Here is an 18594-nt window from a genome sequence, read left to right as displayed (position 1 = left end):
AGCACAGCATTCATAATGCTGGGGTCGGTGGTTCAAGTCCACCTATCACCACCAAAGAACATCGATCGGGTTTTCGCCTGGTCAACACGAGCATCCGGTCTGACCGGTCTGTCTGGTGATATAGCTCAGTTGGTTAGAGCACAGCATTCATAATGCTGGGGTCGGTGGTTCAAGTCCACCTATCACCACCAAGAATTAGCAGTACTGAAAACCCGCTTTTGCCTTGTGCAACGGCGGGTTTTTTCATGTCCTCGCGGCATGCAAACCATTGCCGGTTGATCAATCCGCCCTTTGCCGTCACACTCGCACGATCGCATCTTCGGCGCAATTGACCCGGAACCTGGACATGACATTCGAACCGCCATCAGATATCGCCGCCGAACGTGAACGCCTGCTCGATCCCACCCACGAAGAGCATGAAGAGATCATCAGGTATCTGCAGGATCACCCGGACCCGGCCAGCGCGCCCTGTCTCAAAAACGCGATTGCCTTGAAGCCGGCACTGGCCTATCTGGACTACGATGACTATGGCGCCTATTACAAGAAATGCCTGTGGGCGCTGCAGGCGATCGGCACCGCTGAGGCCATTGCCGTGATACGGGAATGCGCATCGGCGGACGATGAAGCACTGCGCATGCAGGCGCTGTACCGGCTTGAGAGGATCGCGCAGAAGGCTAGAACTGCGTGCTTACCGCAAACACCGCATCGCTGACACCACCTGCCTTGACCGAGGAACTCCCATGCTCAGGATTGAATTTGAGGCACCCAAGGAATCGCGCTGCGCCTGCTGCCAGAACACGACCGTCAAACTGACGCGCTTTGTCTACCAGGATGACAACGCCTTCGCCGTCTATTATGCGCAATTTACGCCAGGCCACGGCGAGAAACGCCTGAGCGCCATGATCGGACTGGGGGTATGGGGCGAGGACGCGGCAGGTCCCGAATCCCGGCTGGCGTTCCCCTTTGACATCTGGCTGAACGGCGACAATTTCCAGGTCGGCCTGAGCGATGCCGCGGACTCACCGTGGAGCGGCGTGACCTACCTGGGCCGGGTAATCGACCGTGAAGAGGCTCTGCGCCATCCGTGGCGAGCCGATGTGTTCCATATTACCGACCATATGGTGAGCACCGATCCCGACATCGTGAAATTTTTCAGCTGACACGCGCGGCGCGTGCAGCTTCGACGCAGCATCCGTGCAACACCTGGCGCCACTTCCCGCATTGGGGATTGTGGCAAAGCATGGCTGGCGCTTACAATGAGAATAATTCTCATTTATAAATCAATGCCGCCACCCATGTCCGCCGTCCAGCCCACCCTGCAACAGCAAGTGCAATCGCTCTACAGCGAGCATCACGGCTGGCTGTATGGCTGGCTGCGCAAGAAACTGAGCTGCCCGCACAGCGCGGCTGACGTGGCGCAGGATACGTTTGTGCGCATTATCGCTTCGCGCGACGCGCTGTTCGGCATGCGCGAGCCGCGCGCCTATCTGTCCACCACGGCCAAACGGCTGCTGGTCGATCGGGCAAGGCGGCAACTGCTGGAGCGCACCTACCTGGCCGAACTGGCGCTGGTGATGGATGGCGTCGACGGCGCGCCCTCGCCCGACGAAATCCTGATGGCGGTGCAGGCGCTGGAACAGATCGCTGCGGCGCTGGCCGGCATCGCCGCCAAGGCGCGCGAAGCCTTTTTGCTGCATTACCTGGACGAGCAGCCGCAGGCGGCCGTGGCGGCGCAGCTGGGCGTGTCGACGCGGATGGTGCAGAAATATCTGGTGCAGGCCTTGCTGGCGTGCCGCCAGGCGTCTTTCGATATTCCTGCATGAGCCGCGCGCAGACGGACAATATAGCCGGGCAGGCCGCGCACTGGATCGTCCAGCTGAGCGCCGGCGATGCGCGCGCACGCGATGCGGCCCAGGCGGGGTTCGCCGCCTGGAAAGCGGCCGACCCGCGTCATGCGGCGGCGGCCGCCAGCATGGAAGGGTTGCTGGGCCAGCTGCAGTCGGTGCATGGCCCGGCCGGCGGCGACACGCGGCCGGCGCGCGCGGCCTTGGCCGCCGTCGCACCCGGGCGCCGGCGCCAGCTGGCCGGCGCCGTGGCCGCCGCCATGCTGGTGCTGGCCGTGGGCCTGGCCGCCAGCGACCGTCCGGCCTATCTGCTGGCCGACCTGCGCAGCCCGACCGGACAGTGGCGCACGCACACGCTGGCCGACGGCAGCCGCCTGACCCTGGGCAGCGACACCGCCGTCAATCTGCGCTTTACCGGTGGCGAGCGCCATGTACAGCTGGTGCAGGGCGAGATCCTGGTCGAGGTGGCGAAAGATGCACGGCGGCCGTTCTTGGTCGACAGCCGGCAGGCGGCCCTGCGCGCGCTGGGCACGCGCTTCACGGTGCGCCAGCACGATGGCGCGACCGTCCTCAGCATGCTCGAATCGAAGGTGGCGGTGCAGCTGCCGCGCCATGCCGATACGATGGTGGCGGCCGGCCAGCGCACGCGCATCACCGCCGCTGGCGCCGGGCCGCTGGAGCCGTTTGATGCCGCCAGCCTGCAGGACGCCTGGCGCGCGCACCAGCTGGTGGTTGACGACCGCCCGCTGCCCGAGGTGCTCGATGAGCTGGCGCGCCACCGTCCGGGCCAGCTGCGCTACGACCGCGCACAGCTGGCGCATATCCGCGTGGCGGCCGTGCTGCCGCTGGACGACACGGACCAGGCGCTGCAGCTGTTGCTCGACAATTTCCCGCAGCTGCGCGTGCGCATGCTGACGCGTTATCTGGTGATGGTCGATGCCCCCGCTCATGGCTCCGCAGGCACTTCCGGAAAAAATAAAAAATAATGTGCCGCGCAGGTTCGTGTTGGCGCATCTCGTGCGTCAAGGCAGCTGAGATCATTCACAAAAGGCTGTCACCATGTCCGTTACTGTTCCGTCCCCACGCACGCTCAATACGCGCCTGCGTCCACTGGCCGTCGCCGCCCTGCTGCTTGCCAGCACCGTCCTGCATGGCGCCGCGCTGGCCCAATCCGCGCCTGCCGCCATCAGCTACACGATACCCGCCGGGCCGCTGGCCGGCGCCCTGAACCGCTACGCCCAGCAGTCCGGCGTGGCGATCGTGATCGACGCGGCCAAGGTGCAGGGTTTGAGCACCGCCGGCCTGCAGGGCAGCTACGGCGTCGACGAAGGCTTTGCGGTGCTGCTGCGCGGTACCGGCTACGCGATCGGCAAGACGCCGACCGGCTATGTGCTGGTCAGCGCCCCCGCAGCGGCTGCCGCATCCACCTCCGCGTCGGCGGCGGTGGACCGCACCATGCCCGCCATTACCGTCGTCGGCCAGCTGGAACAGGGCGCCACCACCGAGGGCAGCGGCTCGTACACGGCGCGCAAACTCACCCTGGGCAAGGGCGAGCAGTCGATGAAGGACATGCCGCAATCGGTCAGCGTGCTGACGCGCCAGCGCCTCGACGACCAGGGCATCACGGACCTGCGCGAAGCGGTCAACAACGTCACCGGCGTGGTCGGCGTGCATGGCGTGGGGCCGGGCGTGGTGATCACCTCGCGCGGCTTCCAGATCGATCAATGGCAGTACGACGGCGTGCCGATCGACCGCAACACCTATGCGCTGGGCAACTGGGGCCAGGAAAACATGGTGATCTACGACCGCCTGGAAGTGCTGCGCGGCGCGTCGAGCCTGCTGGAGGGCACGGGCAGCCCGGGCGGCTCCGTCAACCTGGTGCGCAAGCGCCCGCTGGCCGGCCGCCAGGCCAGCCTGATGGCCCGCGCCGGTTCGTGGGATCACTACAACGGCCAGGTGGACGTCAGCACGCCCCTGAACGCGGACGGCAGCCTGCGCGGCCGCGTGATCCTCGACCAGGACGACACGCATTCGTTCATCGACCAGGTATGGAGCAAGACGCGCACCGCCTATGTGGCGCTCGACTACGACCTGACGCCCGCCACCACCCTGGGCCTGGCAGTGAACAATGTCGACAGCCGCGGCCGCCCGATGTATATCGGCGTGGGCCGCTACGCGGATGGCAGCGAGCTGGGCCTGCCCCGCTCGACCTATACGGGCGCCGACTGGAACCGCAGCAAGGTCGAACAGAGCACGCTGAACGCCGACCTGGAACACCATTTCAACAGGCAGTGGACCTTCAAGGCCTCCGCGCTGGCCACCAACGAGAAAACCGGCTCGACCCACCAGCGCATGGCCGGCACCATCAAGGCGGACGGCAGCGGCTCGATGTACGGCGACTTTTCCACCGACTTCGACAACCGCAAGCGCGGCATCGACGCCTTTGTGCGCGGCCACTACAACGCGCTGGGCATCGCCCAGGAAGTGGTGGTGGGCGCCAGCTACGTGACGTTCCATTCCGACGACCGCTATGCGCGCGCCTGGACGCAGGGCGCGCAAATCTTCAATATCGACCATCACCGCCCATGGCAGGATTTCGACACCATCGCCGCGCGCGGCGTGTCCAGCAACAGCACCTACGACATGCGCCAGAAAGGCCTGTACGGCAGCTGGAACGGCCAGCTGAACAGCCAGCTCAAAGCGGTGCTGGGCGGGCGCTTCAGCTGGTATGACTTCGTGTATGCAGCCGGCGATTACCGCGACACCACCGAGGTATCGGCCAAGTTCAGCCCCTCGGCAGGCCTGATCTACGCACTGACGCCAGAGTGGAATGCCTATGTCAGCTATGCCGGCGTGTTCCAGCCGCAGACCAACCGCAATGTGGCCAACGAGATCCTCAAACCGATCACCGGCAACAGCTACGAGGCGGGCGTGAAAGGCGAACTGCTGGATGGCAAAGTGAACACCTCGCTGGCCGTGTTCCGCTACGAGCACAAGAACCGCGCCGTGACCGACTACGACGCCGGCTTTGGCTGCGACGGCTGGTACTGCTCGCGCGCCTCGGGCAAGGTGCGCAGCCAGGGCCTGGAGTCGGAAGTGTCGGGCGAAGTGGCGCCCGGCCTGCAGCTGTCGGCCGGCTACGCCTACACGGCGACCACCTATCTGGAAGACCCGGACAACCAGGGTGAAGTTTTTTCGACCTGGACGCCGAAGCACATGCTGCGCCTGTGGTCCGGCTACACCCTGCCCGGCGCGTGGAGCAAGGTCAGCCTGGGTGCGGGCGTGACCATGCAGAGCCACACGGTCGACTATGGCCGCAGCTTCGACGTGGCCGGCTTCTCGCTGTGGAGCGCGCGCCTGGCGTACCAGGCCACGCCGCAGGTATCGCTGGCGCTGAACGTCAACAACCTGTTTGACAAGCGCTACGTGATCCCGTCGTACAACGACACGGGCGGCAACAACCATTTTGGCGACCCGCGCAGCGTGCAGGTAACGCTGAAGTACACGCCGAAGTGGTGATGCTTTTTCACCCCAAAAGCAGGCCCTGGGGTCGGACCCTCAGGGTCCGACCCCGGCATTTTCGCCGTGCGGGGTAAATGCAGACAACGTAAAAAAGCCGCCAGCATGCAATTGCTGGCGGCTTTTTTATGGGCGACAGACTACGATTTCATTCCCACGCTTCCTTGCCGGCGCGCGGCTTGCCTACCATCAGCAAGGCGCCCAGGGTCAGCAGCGCTGCCAGCGTCAGGTAGTAGCCCACATACTGCAGGCCATGGTTGGTGGCCAGCCAGGTGGCGATATACGGCGCCAGCGAGGCGCCCAGGATGCCGGCCAGGTTGAACGTCAACGAGGCGCCCGTGTAGCGCACGGCCGGCGGGAACAGTTCCGACAGCATGGTGCCCAGCGGACCGTAGGTCATGCCCATCAGGCCCAGGCCGACGGCCATGAACAGCGTTACTTCCCAGGTCACGCCGGAGCCGAACATGGGCGCCAGTACCAGGCCGAAGATGGCGATGGCAACCGAGACCCAGATCAGGGTGGTGCGGCGGCCGCGGCGGTCCGCCAGGATGGCCGAGAACGGAATCGTCAGCGCGAAGAACAGCACGGCGAACAGCTGCACGATCAAAAATTCCTTGCGCGTGAAGCCCAGCTTGGTGGTGCCCCAGCTCAGTGCGAACACCGTCATCAGGTAGAACAGCACGAAGGTCGCCAGCGCCACGATGGTACCCAGGAACAGCATGCGGCCATGCTCGCGGAACACGGTGGCGAACGGCAGCTTGACGCGTTCGTTCTTGTCGAGCACTTTCTGGAAGTCCGGCGTTTCCGTGATCTTCAGGCGCACGTACAGGCCGACGATCACCAGCAGCGCGCTGGCCAGGAACGGAATGCGCCAGCCGTAGCTGAAGAACTGCTCGTCGGTCATGGTTTCGCTCAGCAGCAGGAAGATGCCGCCCGACAGGAAGAAGCCGATCGGCGCGCCCAGCTGCGGGAACATGCCGTACCAGGCGCGCTTGCCCGGTGGCGCATTTTCGGTCGCCAGCAGCACCGCGCCGCCCCACTCGCCGCCCAGGCCCAGGCCCTGGCCGAAACGGCACAGCGCCAGCAGCAGCGGCGCCATGGTGCCGATCGCGGCATAGGTCGGCAACAGGCCAATGATGACGGTGGAAATACCCATCGTCAGCAGCGCCGCGACCAGGGTCGCCTTGCGACCGATGCGGTCGCCGAAGTGGCCGAACACGGCCGAGCCGATCGGACGGGCAAAAAAGGCGATGGCGAACGTGGCCAGCGACTGCAGCACGGCGGCCGACGGGTCGCCGGCCGGGAAGAACAGTTTCGGGAACACCAGCACAGCGGCGGTGGCGTAGATATAGAAATCGAAGAACTCGATGGTCGTGCCGATCAGGCTGGCAAACAGCACCGTGCCTGGCGAATTTTTCTTCGGGGGATTGCTCGGGGTATTGCTCATGTACTGCGCTCCTTGGGGAGGGTGTCTAAAGGCCATTCTCTGGATGTTTTTTCAGGCAGCAGCACGGCACGTTGTCTCGACGCGCCGCTGGCATATCATAGCCGCGCGCGTGCGCATTTGCTGCACATTTGCTAATAACTGTGCAAACAAAAAACAACGGTTTTCGTTGCCGTCGCGAACGAATCGGCAACGCGCGTCAACGCGCCGTGATAGTGACTGATCAGAGAAACAACGGTCGTGCGCCATCCGGTCTATCCGGGGCACGGCAGGAAGGGCGTCAGGGGATGAGCGACGTGTGTCAGCGCCCGGCTATTGCCAGGCATTTCCGTACCAGACCTGCGCAGGACATCGCGGCATCGGTCATTTGTGGTGAATCCTTGCCTGCGGCCGCTCGCGGTGGAGCCGGCCGTGATGATCGCGCCAGCATCCGGCGAGGGATGCGGTTGATCTTTCTGTATCGGACCATGATACGCGTAGTGATGCGGTGGGGCAAGAAAGTTTGATGAGCAACCCCGAACTGCACATGCCGGGGTCGGACCGTGAGGGTCCGACCCAGTCTTTGCCGCTGGGTTGAATGGCTTACACGTCAATCAAGCCCAGCGCCTGCCCGATCTCGCGGCTGTCGAGCGGGCGCACCAGGCGCGCCACTTCCTGGCCGTCCTTGAGGAAAATCAGCGTCGGCCACAGCTTCACTTTGAACGAGCGGCCCAGCGGGCGGCCGCTGCCGTCTTCCACGCGCAGGTGCGGCACCTCGGCATGCTGCTGCAGGGCGGCCGCCAGCGGCGCATCGGTGGCGCGGCAGTGGCCGCACCAGCCGGTGCCAAATTCCAGCACGGTCGGTCCCGTCAGGGCGTCGATCTCGGCGCGCGTCGGCTGCGCCACGGCATAAGTCTGGTTCATGCTTGTCTCCTCAGGAAAATAAAAGCCCGCACGACGACTATGCATCATGCGGGCCTGCTGTGCCGTGCGGCATCCCGCGTTTACACCACTTTGACGCGCAGTTCGCCCAGGCCCGTGATGGTGCCGACCAGCTCATCGCCGCGCTGCACCGCCGCCACGCCGGCCGGCGTGCCCGTATAGATCAGGTCGCCCGGCTGCAAGGTGAAATAGGTCGACAGGTCGGCGATGGTTTCCGCCACGTTCCAGATCAGCTTGTCGATGGTGCTGTTTTGCCGCACGGCGCCATTGACCTGCAGCGTGATGGCCGCGCTGCCGATATCGCCGGCCTGGGCGGCGGGCGTGATGGCGCCGATTGGCGCCGACTGCTCGAACGCCTTGCCGGTATCCCACGGACGGCCGAGTTTTTTTGCCGCGCCCTGCACGTCGCGGCGCGTCATGTCGAGGCCGATCGCATAGCCCCAGACGTGTTCCAGCGCAGTGTCCACGCTGATCTCGCTGCCGCCCTTGCCGATCGCCACCACCAGTTCCATCTCGTGCTGGAAATCTTCCGTTTGCGCCGGATAGGACAGTTCGCCAGTCGCGCCGGCCGCTACCGGCAGCACCGCATCGGCCGGTTTCATGAAGAAGAACGGCGCCTCGCGGCCCGTGTGGCCCATTTCCTTGGCGTGGTCGACATAGTTGCGGCCCACGCAGTAAATGCGGTGGACGGGAAACAGGGCTGCCTGCCCGGTGACGGGAACGGCGGCCTGCACGGGTGCGGCGAAAACATACGACATGGTCTCTCCTGGATGGTGAAAATCTGGATAAAAAAAATGGCAGCTCGACGCTGCCATTCTTGTGCTGTCATTCTTATTCTACGACGTTTACGTGCTTACTTCAGCAGGCCCGAACGGCTTGGGTCCGGCATGCGGATGGCGACGATAAACGAGATCAAACACATGATGGTCACGTACCAGTAGAAATACTCTTCCACGTGCAGCGCCTTGAACTGCAGCGCCACGTATTCGGCCGAGCCGCCGAACATGGCGTTGGCCACCGCATACGACAGGCCCACGCCCAGCGCGCGCACTTCGACCGGGAACATCTCTGCCTTGATCAGGCCGCTGATCGAGGTGTAGAAGCTGATGATGGCCAGCGCGATGATGATCAGGCCGAACGCCGCGTACGGGCTGGTGATGTCTTTCAGCGCATGCATGATGGGCAGCACGCACAGGGTGGCCAGGCCGCCGAAGAACAGCATCGAGGTGCGGCGGCCGATGCGGTCCGACAGGGCGCCGAAGACGGGCTGCAGCACCATGTAGACCAGCAGCGCGCAGGTCATCACGGCGCTGGCCGTCTTGGTGTCCATGCCGGCCGTGTTGACCAGGTATTTCTGCATATAGGTGGTAAACGTGTAGAACACCAGCGAGCCGCCGGCCGTAAAGCCCAGCACGGTGATAAACGCACGCTTGTGCTTGAGCAGGCCGCGCAGGCTGCCCGCGTCCTTGTCCTTGCGCTCGCTGGCGGTGGTGGTTTCCGTCAACGATTTGCGCAGGTTCAGCGATACCAGGGCGGCCAGCGCGCCAAACACAAACGGGATGCGCCAGCCCCAGGCACGCAGCTCTTCCAGCGTGAGCAGTTGCTGCAGTACCACCAGCACCAGCAGCGCCAGCAACTGGCCGCCGATCAGGGTCACGTACTGGAACGAGGCAAAGAAGCCGCGCTTGCCCGATTCCGACACTTCGCTCATGTAGGTGGCGCTGGTGCCGTATTCGCCGCCGACCGACAGGCCCTGGAACAGGCGCGCCACCAGCAGCAGGAACGGCGCAAAGGCGCCGATGGTGTCATAGGTCGGCATGACGGCGATCATCAGCGAGCCGCCGCACATCATCAGCACCGAGATCATCATCGACTGGCGGCGGCCGTATTTGTCGGCAATGCGGCCGAACAGCCAGCCGCCGACCGGGCGCATCAGGAAACCGGCGGCAAAGATGCCGGCCGTTTGCAGCAGCTGCGTGGTCGGGTTACCGGAAGGGAAAAAGGCGTGCGAGAAATACAGGGCACAGAAGGAATAAATGTAGAAATCGAACCATTCCACCAGGTTGCCGGAAGAGGCGCCGACAATGGCCTTGATGCGCTGTTTCGAGGTCAGCTGCGAAACGTCATGCGGTGTGTCTTGTGTCATATCAGTCTTCTTGTTCGTGTAAAAAAGCCAACGCAGCCCGGTTTTGCCGGGCTGTTTTGCATCATACGCGCTGGAAACGCTCTGCGCGGCGTCCGGGCATACGCATAAATACGTATGGCAGGCAATACGCCGAAAGTACGACTAAACGCGTTCCAGCACCAGGGCGATGCCCTGCCCGACGCCGATGCACATGGTGCACAGCGCATAGCGGCCACCGGTGCGGTGCAGCTGGTTGACGGCCGTCATGGCCAGGCGCGCGCCGGAGGCACCCAGCGGATGGCCCAGCGCAATCGCGCCGCCGTTCGGGTTGACGCGCGGATCGTCGTCGCGCACGCCCAGCTGGCGCAGCACGGCCAGGCCCTGGGCGGCAAACGCTTCGTTGAGTTCAATCACGTCGAAGTCGGCCATGGTCAGGCCCGTCATCGCCAGCACTTTCAGCGTGGCGGGCGCCGGGCCGATGCCCATGATGCGCGGCGCCACGCCAGCTGTCGCCATCGCCACCACGCGCGCGCGCGGCGTCAAACCATGGCGGACGGCGCTCGCTTCATCGGCCAGCAGCAGCGCCACGGCGCCATCGTTGACGCCGGAAGCATTGCCGGCCGTGACGGTGCCGTCGGGGCGCACCACGGGTTTCAGTTTGGCCAGCGTTTCCAGGGTGGTGGCGCGCGGATGCTCGTCGCGCGTGACGATCAGCGGGTCGCCCTTCTTTTGCGGAATCGTGACGGGGCAGATTTCGCTGTCGAACACGCCAGCCTGCTGCGCCGCCAGTGCCTTGGTCTGGCTGGCCAGCGCCATCAGGTCCTGATCAAGCCGGCTGATGCCAAAGTCGGTAGCGACGTTTTCCGCCGTTTCCGGCATCGAGTCGACGCCATACTGCGCCTTCATCAAGGGGTTGACAAAGCGCCAGCCGATGGTGGTGTCTTCCATTTTCATGCTGCGCGAAAATGCGCTGTCGGCCTTGCCCATCACGAACGGCGCGCGGCTCATGCTTTCCACGCCGCCGGCGATCATCAGGCCCGCTTCGCCGCTTTTGATAAAGCGCGCGGCGCTGCCAACGGCATCGAGGCCCGAGCCGCACAGGCGGTTCAGGGTGGCGCCCGGCACAGAAATCGGCAAGCCGGCCAGCAGCGCCACCATGCGCGCCACGTTGCGGTTGTCTTCGCCGGCCTGGTTGGCGCTGCCGTACAGCACGTCGGTGACGGCGTCCCAGTCGACCTTCGGATTGCGCGCCATCAGGGCGCGGATCGGCACGGCGCCCAGATCGTCGGCGCGCACGCCGGACAGTGCCCCGCCGTAGCGGCCAAAGGCGGTACGCTGGGCGTCACAGATAAAAGCTGCAGTCATGTTACTTTCCTCCAAGAAAGGTGATGGTATTGCTTGAAATTAATGCAATTGCCGGGGTGCCGGATTACGCGCAAGCGCCTCGGCGGCCCCGCTACTCCGACCTACGCCGACCTGCGCCATTTGACGTTGATGCATGCAGGTCGGGTTAGCGCGCCAGCGCGTAAGCCGACACGTTGTTGGCATTGCGGGCGATGCCGGTCGACGCTGCATTAACGTGCGTCCCTCAGCAACACCGGCGTCAACGCCTGCAATTGCTCAAAACTCATGCCGTCCACGATCTCGATCACGGCCGCACCCTGCGGCCCCAGGTCGATCACGGCCAGGTCGCTGTAGATGCGGCTGACGCAGCCGATGCCGGTCAGCGGATAGGTGCAGGTTTGCACCAGCTTGCTGTCGCCCGCCTTGGTCAGCAATTCCATCATGACCCAGGTTTTTTTCGCGCCGATCGCCAGGTCCATCGCGCCGCCGACGGCGGGAATCGCGTCCGGCGCGCCCGTGTGCCAGTTGGCCAGGTCGCCGGTGGCCGAGACCTGGAAGGCGCCCAGCACGCAGATATCGAGGTGGCCGCCGCGCATCATGGCGAAGCTGTCGGCATGGTGAAAGTAGCTGCCGCCGGCCAGCAGCGTGACGGGCTGCTTGCCCGCGTTGATCAGGTCGTAGTCTTCCTCGCCGGGCGCGGGCGCCGGGCCCATGCCGATCACGCCGTTTTCGCTGTGCAAAATGATGTCGGCGCCTTCCGGCAAGTGGTTCGCCACCAGGGTCGGCAAGCCGATGCCCAGATTCACGACTGCGCCTTCATGGATGTCGGCCGCCACGCGCGCCGCCATCTGGTCTCGGTTCCATTTGTTCATCATTGTCTCTTTCAGGAAGCTTTGAAGCCGGCCGGGCCGGTGGCGGTGCGCGGCACCTGCACGATGCGCTGCACGAACAGGCCGGGGGTGATCACGTGCTCGGGGTCGATGCTGCCCAGCTCGGCCACCTCGTGCACGGAAGCGATGCTGACCCTGGCGGCCATGGCCATGATGGGGCCGAAGTTGCGCGCCGTCTTGCGGTAGGTAAGGTTGCCCCAGCGGTCGCCCTGCTCGGCCTTGATCAGCGCGAAGTCGGCGTGGATCGGCGACTCGAACACGTACATGCGGCCGTCGATCTCGCGCGTTTCCTTGCCCTTGGCCAAGTCAGTGCCATAGCCGGTGGGCGTAAAAAAGCCGCCGATGCCGGCGCCGGCGGCGCGGATGCGCTCGGCCAGGTTACCTTGCGGCACCAGTTCGAGTTCCAGCTTGCCGGCCCGGTACAGGCCGTCGAACACGTGCGAGTCGGCCTGGCGCGGAAACGAGCAGATGATCTTGCGCACCTGGCCGTTTTTCAGCAGCGCGGCCAGGCCGGTGTCGCCGTTGCCGGCATTGTTGTTGACGATGACCAGGTCGCGCGCGCCGTGGGCGATCAGGCCGTCGATCAGTTCGGCCGGCTGGCCGGCGCCGCCAAAGCCGCCAATCATGATGGTGGCGCCATCGTGGATATCGGCCAGCGCCTCGGCAACGCTGGTACGCAGTTTATCGATCATGCGGTGTCTCCTGAAGGGAATCCGTGAAATTTGTTCTATATACGAACAAATATTCGTATTTAGAACTTATTCGTGAGAATATGCCTGAAAGCCCGGCTTGTCAATTTGCCGCTGCGTTTGCCGTTGTGCGGGCGGGCATGGCTATAATTGCCACCTTGATCCACTGGAACCGTCATGAACGAGCGCAGCAGCCCCTTGGAAATCTCCGACCCAATCAGCGATGAGGCACCCCGCCCCGGCGACAGCTATGTGCAGTCGTTTGCGCGCGGCCTGGCCGTGCTGCGCAGCTTTGGCTTTGATGCGCCGCAGCAGACGCTGAGCGAGGTGGCCGAGCGGGCGCAGCTGACGCGCGCCGGCGCGCGCCGCATTCTGCTGACCTTGCTGCATCTGGGCTATGTGGAAGCGGATGGGCGCTTGTTCCGCCTGACGCCCAAGGTGCTCGACCTCGGCTACGCCTATCTGTCGTCGCTGCCGGTCTGGACCCAGGCCCAGCCGCTGCTGGAAGAACTGATGCAGGCGCTGCGCCAGTCGTGTTCGGCCACCGTGCTTGACGGCGACGATATCGTGTATGTGGTGCGCCTGTCCGCGCACCGCACCATGTCGATCAACCTCGGCATCGGCAGCCGCCTGCCGGCCTACTGCACTTCGATGGGCCGCGTGCTGCTGTCCGGGCTGGCGCCGGACGCACTGCGCGCGCGGCTGTCGAAGATGGCGTTATTGAAAATCACGCCGGCCACCAAAGTCGATATCGAGGCCCTGATGGAAGAGATCGTCCAGGTACGGCGCCAGGGCTGGTGCCTGGTGCAGGAAGAGCTGGAACAGGGGCTGATCGCGCTGGCCGCGCCCGTGTTCGACCGCAGCGGCAAGGTGGTGGCGGCGATCAATGTCAGCGGCCAGACGGCCGGGCCGTCGGTGGCGCATCTGCTGGAGCACAGCTTGCCGAAACTGCTGGAAACGGCAAGCCGGGTCAGTGCGCTGGTGCGGGTCCAGCAATAAGGACTATTTCTTGAACTTGGCGCACGGATCGGGCCGCGCCTGGGCCGGCATGGTCTGCGTCAGGTCGAACGCCCCCGGATAGCTGCTGCCGCCCTGCTCCAGGTAGCCGATCGTGCGTACATTGAGCTGTGGATCGGCCAGTTTCAGCCAGCGCGGCACGCCGATGTCCTTGCGCACATGGCCATTGCCGGCAAACAGCACCACGCCGCGCGGCGCCTGGTCGCGGATCACCTTGGCCATCCAGATATCGCGCGCCACCTGGGCGTCGACCATGCCGCCTGTCATCATGTCAGGCAGCATGCCGCAATGGCCGTCCTGGATTTCCTTTTTTTGCGCGTCGACGATATCGGCCGGCACGGGTGCGGCCAGGTAAGTGCTCACCATGGCCGGTGTCATCGACCATTTCAGGCCGTCGCGCACGGTGCGCGAGGCGTCCGCGCGCGACAGGTTGGCGGCGATCAAAGGCAACTGATAGCTGATGGCCAGGTCCAGCACCGGGCGGTACAGGCTCCAGTCCCAGCGCGGCTGCTCCATCACGCGAATGATGCATTCGGGATCGGCGCAGTCGCGCGCCGCGCGCGTCAGCAAGGGCTGGGTTTCACGGTCGAACTGTTCCATGGCGATCGCCGGACGCCAGCCGGCGGCCACGCGGCGCTGCAATTCCTCGAAACGCAGGCGGTGGCCCTGGGCATTGTCGTGTACTTCACCGAGCAGCAGCACCTGCGGATTGGGCAGGCTGTCGGCTACCGGCACGGGCGCCGGTGGCGGCGATTTTTTCAGCAGGCTGCCGCAGGCAGACAGCGCCAGCACGCTGCACAGCAGGGCGGCGCGCGCCCCGGCGCGGGGTATCATCTTCATCATGGTGGCTTGCATCCTGGAAATGGCGATGCGCCAGATTGTACCGCCCCGGTGCGCCGCCGCCACTGAAAATGGGCTTAATCTGCCTCGTCGCAAAAGATCGGCTTCGGCGTGCAGAATTGCGTGTACAGCACGCGCAGCACTGCCAGCACGGCCGGACTGGCGACACGATAATGGATCTGCTTGCCGTCGCGCCGGGTGGCGACCAGCATGTCTTCGCGCAATACGCCCAGCTGCTGCGACAGGCTAGGCTGGCCGATGCCGGTAAGCTGCTCCAGCTCGCTCACGCAGTGCTCGCCATGCGACAGCTGGCACAGCAGCATCAGGCGGTCGGCATTGCCCATGGCTTTTAACAGGGAACTGGCCTTGTAGGCCGACGCGCGCATGGCGTCGAGGTTCAATTGCACAGGTGTTGCTTCCAGCGTTTCCATCAGGCCCTCCCACAGGCGCGGTCATTTATCAAACAAGGCGGGACTCGCACAAGTCTTCGAACAATATACTAAGCGATAGAGTGTTTTCCTGCTCAAGCGCGCAGCCAAAAAACAACAGCGTTTTTTGTTGATAGCATGCCAATATGTTTTTACGTTTGGCGATAGATAAAATACTATCAAAACATTAAAAAGTCGTATTTAATAGCAAATACAGATGGCAATATTATCAATACTTGTGCTCTAATGCTGATTGCCATGACGACACTGTCTGGCCTCAAGGAGATCAACATGAAGGTGTACCAATCTGCAGCGCTGGCGTTGATGGCGTGGGCAGCTGCCATCCCGGCCGGAGTTGCAGGCACAACCGAGAAGGCACGCGGCAGCCATGCCGGTATCGTGATCGGGGATGATGTGGCGGCAGACGATGCACGGCCATGGAACAGGCAGCAATTGCCGTCCGCGCGCGTGCCGGCCAGTGGGCCGGTACCAGCGCAGCAATGGAGCCCGGCCATCGATCCGCGCCGTGGCGCCGGCAGATCATTGCCGGCAGCGCAGGTGCAGCCGGCGCGCGCCATCACTCCCGTACCGGAGACAAACATGTATTCGATGCTGCTGGTGGGACTGGGCCTGCTGGCCCTGCACGGTTCCAGGACCAGGCAGGAAAAGTTCGAGCAGTAAACAATATGGTGCCAGCTTATGCCGGCAGTTCATACGTAAAATCATAGTAATGCTTGCCGTTCTCGATGCGGATCGCCAGGCTGCCCTGCAAGCCCAGCAGCGCCTCGGTGCCCGTATCGGGCACCACCGTGACCGACAGGGCCGGCGCGCCGCGTGTCATGGTGCCGCTGTGCTGCAGATAGAAACTGCCCGCGTGTCCGTCCAGCGTGCCTTGCACCTTTTCCAGCGCCACATAGCCGGCCGAGCCGCTGACGCCGGAGCGCACGCCCAGCATTTCGCCATGGCCGCTGGCGTCGAGCGGGCCAAGATAGCGCTTGTCGAGCGACATGCGTCCCAGTCCCGAGTCCGCGGCGATTGCCGACAACGCTTCGGGCGTCATGGTGACGGTAAATTCTCCGCTGATCGATGGCATGGTGTCTCCTGTGTAGTGGAATGGGTTCAGACGGACGCGGCTGCGCCGTTCAACAAGGCATCAAGCTTCTGCATGGTGGCCCAGTTGCGTGACGTGACGCCATCGCCCAGCAAGACGCCCAGCGCCGCCACCACCTTGCTGGCCAGCACGCCATCGGGACACCAGGCATACGCGGCCCGCGTCCCCACAGCCAGCGCTTCGGGCTGCCATGGCCGCTGCGACAGCGGCGCCAGGCGCAGCGCGTCGGCCGGATTGTTCAGCACCAGCGCCAGCAGGCGGGCCGGGTCCAGCGCCGGCGCCAGTGTATTTTGCGCCATCAGTTCGGCAAACTGTGCGCTGGACAGCACCGTCACGCGGGCCGCCACGCCCAGTTTCAGCACCAGCGCTTCTTCGATCCGCGTGGCCGATACGCCTGGGGCCACCTGGCCCGCGTCAAACACGGCATTGCCACTGTTGAGCACGGTACGCACATCGCCATAACCGAGATCTGCCAGCAGCTTGCGCAAATCGGCCATGGCCACGCGCTTGGCGCGGCCGACGTTGATGCCGCGCAGCAGCGCTACCTGCCGTTCATTCTGTGCGATCGCCATGCCCGTCTCCTCTGCTGTCCGCCAGCGGCGTCACGCGCGGCAGGCGCAACAGGAAAGTGGCGCCCTGGCCCGGCGTGCTGGTGACCGTGATGGTGCCGCCAAACTGCCTGGTAATCAAGTTGAACACGATATTCAAGCCCAGCCCCGTGCCGCCCTGGCCGCGGCGGGTGGTAACGAAGGGATCGAACACGCGGTCGAGCAGCTCGGGCGCGATGCCGCGGCCATTGTCGCGCACCTGCATGATGAGATATTCCGCCTTGGCGCCCGCCTTGGCGTCCCCCATGCTTTCCGCTTCACAGCGCACGCCGATATGGATGGTGCCGGCCGTCTCGGCATCGAACGCGTGCTCGACGCAATTCAAGACCAGATTGGTCAGCACCTGCGCCAGCGCGCCCGGATAGCTGTCGAACTCGATGCCGGACGGACAATCGATGATCACTTCGCTGCGCGTCTTTTTCAGCGTCGGCTGCAGGCTGGCCACCACCTCGCCGATATAGTCGCGCAATTCGAAGGCGCGGCGCGCTTCGCTGACCTGGTCGACGGCGATCTGCTTGAAGCTGTGGATCAGGTGGGCGGCGCGATACGCATTGTTCATGATCAGGCGCGAACTTTCGCCGGCCGTTTCCAGGTAGCGCACGATATCGGTCTTTTTCACGCCGCCGCCGGCCACCGCCGCGCTGATCGCGTCGGTGGCTTCCTTCAATACCGACGCGCTGGTCAGCGCGATGCCGACCGGGGTATTGATTTCATGCGCGACGCCGGCCACCAAGCTGCCCAGCGAGGCCAGCCGTTCGGACTGCAGCAGCGATTCCTGTGCGCGGCGCAAGTCGTCCATCGCCTGCGCCGTTTCCTGCTGCGAACGGCGCGCCGCATCTTCGGCATGGCGCGTGCGTTCGATAATGGATTTCAGCTTGCGCTGCACGCCATTGAAGCCGCGGATCACGTCGCCCAGTTCGTCGCGCCGGTTTTCCGGCAATTCCTCGACCTCGTCGCTGCCGCGCGTGGCCAGGTCGACCAGGCCGTCGCGCAACTGCCGCAGCGGCCCGAACACGATGCGCAGGCTCAGTCCCAGCGCCGCCACCAGGATTACGTCCAGCAGAAGCACCTCGATCACCTTGCGCCGGATTTCGCTGCGCAGCGCCGCCTCGATCTGTTCGCGGCTGAAATTGACGATCACCTTGCCGACGATCGCGGGCGTGCCGCCACTGGTGGCGGCCATGGCATCGCGAAATACCAGCGGCGCCTCGATCGCCGTGCCGGCCATGGCCACGCCGGCCCGGTCGGCCGCCAGCGGCAGCAGCACGCCGTTGGCGTCGCGCATATTGCCGGCAAACAGGCCGACCGAGGCGTCGTAGACGCGGATGCCGACCAGTTCCGGCGGCAGCATCTCGGCCGCGACGATGCTGTCGACCTTGGATTTGTCGAGGTCCCACAGCGCCGATGGCAAACTGGTCTGCAAGCGCGTCAGTACGCCGCTGCGCAGGCGGGCGCTGCCCGCTTCGAGTTCCTTGCTGAGGGTATATTGGGTATAGCTGCCGGAAATGCCGAGCACCACGGTGACGATCACGATGAACAGCAAGGTCAGCCGGACTTGGATATTTACCATCAAACAACACCCCAGGCATGTGACTGGCGGCCCGCGGCGCGGGCAGGAAGACGGCAGCACAGCGTGAAATGTACGGTATGACAAGATGATTGGCAAGATTTACGGTTTGCTCGTCTTGGGCAGCGGCATTTGATGCAGCTCCATGCCGCTGCGGAATGCTTACATTGCGCCATGGCAATGGTAATATCGCTGCATCACAGAAGGAGTCATCATGCCGGTTACCCATCAACATTTACCCCTGGAC

At 64.2% G+C, this 18594-nt stretch carries 19 protein-coding genes and 2 tRNA genes (1 of these 21 only partly in view); 9 read left to right on the top strand and 12 right to left on the bottom strand.

What is annotated here, in order from left to right; all coding sequences use genetic code 11:
* The 7 genes from RTQ46_RS24970 to RTQ46_RS24940 form a co-directional block, all read left to right on the top strand.
* Positions 1-54, top strand: a tRNA-Met gene (locus RTQ46_RS24970) (it extends 123 nt beyond the left edge of the window).
* A 60-nt stretch (positions 55-114) separates the two neighbouring features.
* Positions 115-191, top strand: a tRNA-Met gene (locus tag RTQ46_RS24965).
* A gap of 155 nt (positions 192-346) precedes the next feature.
* Positions 347-712 (top strand): hypothetical protein, encoded by a 366-nt coding sequence (locus tag RTQ46_RS24960; protein ID WP_312440291.1) that lies wholly within the window; start codon positions 347-349, stop codon positions 710-712.
* A 28-nt stretch (positions 713-740) separates the two neighbouring features.
* Positions 741-1160, top strand: a complete 420-nt coding sequence (locus RTQ46_RS24955) for a hypothetical protein (RefSeq protein ID WP_312440290.1) — start codon at positions 741-743, stop codon at positions 1158-1160.
* Positions 1161-1295: 135 nt separating this feature from the next.
* The gene (locus RTQ46_RS24950; protein ID WP_312440289.1) at positions 1296-1823 is read left to right on the top strand and encodes a sigma-70 family RNA polymerase sigma factor; all 528 of its coding nucleotides are present in this window, start codon (positions 1296-1298) and stop codon (positions 1821-1823) included.
* On the top strand, positions 1820-2830 hold the full coding sequence (locus RTQ46_RS24945; protein ID WP_312440288.1) for a FecR domain-containing protein: 1011 nt from the start codon (positions 1820-1822) through the stop codon (positions 2828-2830). The genes RTQ46_RS24950 and RTQ46_RS24945 overlap by 4 nt, the downstream gene beginning before the upstream one ends.
* 73 nt (positions 2831-2903) lie before the next feature.
* Complete coding sequence (locus RTQ46_RS24940; RefSeq protein WP_312440287.1) at positions 2904-5363, top strand: TonB-dependent siderophore receptor; 2460 nt, start codon at positions 2904-2906, stop codon at positions 5361-5363.
* Between the two features lie 148 nt (positions 5364-5511).
* Here the strand turns inward: RTQ46_RS24940 and RTQ46_RS24935 are convergent, their stop codons facing one another.
* The 7 genes from RTQ46_RS24935 to RTQ46_RS24905 all read right to left on the bottom strand — a co-directional run bounded on the left by RTQ46_RS24935 (position 5512) and on the right by RTQ46_RS24905 (position 12779).
* Positions 5512-6810, bottom strand: coding sequence for an MFS transporter (locus RTQ46_RS24935; RefSeq protein WP_312440286.1), 1299 nt, complete (start codon positions 6808-6810; stop codon positions 5512-5514).
* A gap of 579 nt (positions 6811-7389) precedes the next feature.
* Entirely contained in the window at positions 7390-7710 is a 321-nt protein-coding gene (locus RTQ46_RS24930; protein WP_312440285.1) for a thioredoxin family protein, read from the bottom strand.
* A gap of 80 nt (positions 7711-7790) precedes the next feature.
* Positions 7791-8486, bottom strand: coding sequence for a fumarylacetoacetate hydrolase family protein (locus RTQ46_RS24925; protein WP_312440284.1), 696 nt, complete (start codon positions 8484-8486; stop codon positions 7791-7793).
* Positions 8487-8581: 95 nt separating this feature from the next.
* Positions 8582-9874, bottom strand: coding sequence for an MFS family transporter (locus RTQ46_RS24920; protein ID WP_312440283.1), 1293 nt, complete (start codon positions 9872-9874; stop codon positions 8582-8584).
* 141 nt (positions 9875-10015) lie between these two features.
* Positions 10016-11218 (bottom strand): 3-oxoadipyl-CoA thiolase, encoded by a 1203-nt coding sequence (gene pcaF / locus RTQ46_RS24915; RefSeq protein ID WP_312440282.1) that lies wholly within the window; start codon positions 11216-11218, stop codon positions 10016-10018.
* A 209-nt stretch (positions 11219-11427) separates the two neighbouring features.
* Complete coding sequence (locus tag RTQ46_RS24910; RefSeq protein ID WP_312440306.1) at positions 11428-12069, bottom strand: 3-oxoacid CoA-transferase subunit B; 642 nt, start codon at positions 12067-12069, stop codon at positions 11428-11430.
* Between the two features lie 11 nt (positions 12070-12080).
* Positions 12081-12779 carry a 3-oxoacid CoA-transferase subunit A gene (locus RTQ46_RS24905; protein WP_312440281.1) on the bottom strand — a complete coding sequence of 233 codons (699 nt, stop codon included), beginning with the start codon at positions 12777-12779 and terminating at the stop codon, positions 12081-12083.
* A 174-nt stretch (positions 12780-12953) separates the two neighbouring features.
* Between RTQ46_RS24905 and RTQ46_RS24900 the strand changes: the two genes are divergently transcribed.
* Positions 12954-13775 carry an IclR family transcriptional regulator C-terminal domain-containing protein gene (locus RTQ46_RS24900; RefSeq protein WP_312440280.1) on the top strand — a complete coding sequence of 274 codons (822 nt, stop codon included), beginning with the start codon at positions 12954-12956 and terminating at the stop codon, positions 13773-13775.
* 3 nt (positions 13776-13778) lie between these two features.
* Here the strand turns inward: RTQ46_RS24900 and RTQ46_RS24895 are convergent, their stop codons facing one another.
* The gene (locus RTQ46_RS24895) at positions 13779-14636 is read right to left on the bottom strand and encodes a ChaN family lipoprotein (protein ID WP_312440279.1); all 858 of its coding nucleotides are present in this window, start codon (positions 14634-14636) and stop codon (positions 13779-13781) included.
* Between the two features lie 74 nt (positions 14637-14710).
* Positions 14711-15064 carry a metalloregulator ArsR/SmtB family transcription factor gene (locus RTQ46_RS24890; RefSeq protein WP_312440278.1) on the bottom strand — a complete coding sequence of 118 codons (354 nt, stop codon included), beginning with the start codon at positions 15062-15064 and terminating at the stop codon, positions 14711-14713.
* A gap of 255 nt (positions 15065-15319) precedes the next feature.
* On the opposite strand from RTQ46_RS24890, the gene RTQ46_RS24885 reads away from it, so the two are divergent.
* Positions 15320-15742 (top strand): hypothetical protein, encoded by a 423-nt coding sequence (locus RTQ46_RS24885; protein ID WP_312440277.1) that lies wholly within the window; start codon positions 15320-15322, stop codon positions 15740-15742.
* A 16-nt stretch (positions 15743-15758) separates the two neighbouring features.
* On the opposite strand, the gene RTQ46_RS24880 is transcribed toward RTQ46_RS24885, so the two are convergent.
* Genes RTQ46_RS24880 through RTQ46_RS24870 form a run of 3 tightly spaced genes read right to left on the bottom strand, consistent with a single transcriptional unit; the run spans position 15759 to position 18350 of the window.
* Positions 15759-16154: a DUF3224 domain-containing protein gene (locus RTQ46_RS24880; protein WP_312440276.1), complete on the bottom strand. Its 396-nt coding sequence runs from the start codon at positions 16152-16154 to the stop codon at positions 15759-15761.
* Between the two features lie 26 nt (positions 16155-16180).
* A complete protein-coding gene (locus tag RTQ46_RS24875) occupies positions 16181-16744 on the bottom strand; it encodes a DUF1697 domain-containing protein (RefSeq protein ID WP_312440275.1) in 564 nt (187 codons plus the stop codon).
* On the bottom strand, positions 16725-18350 hold the full coding sequence (locus RTQ46_RS24870) for an ATP-binding protein (RefSeq protein WP_312440274.1): 1626 nt from the start codon (positions 18348-18350) through the stop codon (positions 16725-16727). Before RTQ46_RS24870 ends, RTQ46_RS24875 begins: the two co-directional genes overlap by 20 nt.
* Between the last annotated feature and the right edge of the window lie 244 nt (positions 18351-18594).

The sequence above is a fragment of the Janthinobacterium sp. genome (assembly GCF_031995485.1).
Classification (GTDB): Bacteria; Pseudomonadota; Gammaproteobacteria; order Burkholderiales; family Burkholderiaceae_D; genus Janthinobacterium.
Note: the sequence above shows the minus strand (reverse complement) of the source record. Positions and strands in the feature narration are given on the sequence as shown.

Excerpts from the sequence above, each read along its gene's own strand:
- RTQ46_RS24945 (WP_312440288.1), top strand. The coding sequence starts at position 1,820 with ATGAGCCGCGCGCAGACGGACAATATAGCCGGGCAGGCCGCGCACTGG.
- RTQ46_RS24925 (WP_312440284.1), bottom strand. The coding sequence starts at position 8,486 with ATGTCGTATGTTTTCGCCGCACCCGTGCAGGCCGCCGTTCCCGTCACC.
- RTQ46_RS24940 (WP_312440287.1), top strand. The coding sequence starts at position 2,904 with ATGTCCGTTACTGTTCCGTCCCCACGCACGCTCAATACGCGCCTGCGT.
- RTQ46_RS24935 (WP_312440286.1), bottom strand. The coding sequence starts at position 6,810 with ATGAGCAATACCCCGAGCAATCCCCCGAAGAAAAATTCGCCAGGCACG.
- RTQ46_RS24920 (WP_312440283.1), bottom strand. The coding sequence starts at position 9,874 with ATGACACAAGACACACCGCATGACGTTTCGCAGCTGACCTCGAAACAG.
- RTQ46_RS24910 (WP_312440306.1), bottom strand. The coding sequence starts at position 12,069 with ATGAACAAATGGAACCGAGACCAGATGGCGGCGCGCGTGGCGGCCGAC.
- RTQ46_RS24890 (WP_312440278.1), bottom strand. The coding sequence starts at position 15,064 with ATGGAAACGCTGGAAGCAACACCTGTGCAATTGAACCTCGACGCCATG.
- RTQ46_RS24930 (WP_312440285.1), bottom strand. The coding sequence starts at position 7,710 with ATGAACCAGACTTATGCCGTGGCGCAGCCGACGCGCGCCGAGATCGAC.
- RTQ46_RS24885 (WP_312440277.1), top strand. The coding sequence starts at position 15,320 with ATGACGACACTGTCTGGCCTCAAGGAGATCAACATGAAGGTGTACCAA.
- RTQ46_RS24955 (WP_312440290.1), top strand. The coding sequence starts at position 741 with ATGCTCAGGATTGAATTTGAGGCACCCAAGGAATCGCGCTGCGCCTGC.
- RTQ46_RS24870 (WP_312440274.1), bottom strand. The coding sequence starts at position 18,350 with ATGGTAAATATCCAAGTCCGGCTGACCTTGCTGTTCATCGTGATCGTC.
- pcaF (WP_312440282.1), bottom strand. The coding sequence starts at position 11,218 with ATGACTGCAGCTTTTATCTGTGACGCCCAGCGTACCGCCTTTGGCCGC.
- RTQ46_RS24880 (WP_312440276.1), bottom strand. The coding sequence starts at position 16,154 with ATGCCATCGATCAGCGGAGAATTTACCGTCACCATGACGCCCGAAGCG.
- RTQ46_RS24895 (WP_312440279.1), bottom strand. The coding sequence starts at position 14,636 with ATGATGAAGATGATACCCCGCGCCGGGGCGCGCGCCGCCCTGCTGTGC.
- RTQ46_RS24875 (WP_312440275.1), bottom strand. The coding sequence starts at position 16,744 with ATGGCGATCGCACAGAATGAACGGCAGGTAGCGCTGCTGCGCGGCATC.
- RTQ46_RS24960 (WP_312440291.1), top strand. The coding sequence starts at position 347 with ATGACATTCGAACCGCCATCAGATATCGCCGCCGAACGTGAACGCCTG.
- RTQ46_RS24900 (WP_312440280.1), top strand. The coding sequence starts at position 12,954 with ATGAACGAGCGCAGCAGCCCCTTGGAAATCTCCGACCCAATCAGCGAT.
- RTQ46_RS24950 (WP_312440289.1), top strand. The coding sequence starts at position 1,296 with ATGTCCGCCGTCCAGCCCACCCTGCAACAGCAAGTGCAATCGCTCTAC.
- RTQ46_RS24905 (WP_312440281.1), bottom strand. The coding sequence starts at position 12,779 with ATGATCGATAAACTGCGTACCAGCGTTGCCGAGGCGCTGGCCGATATC.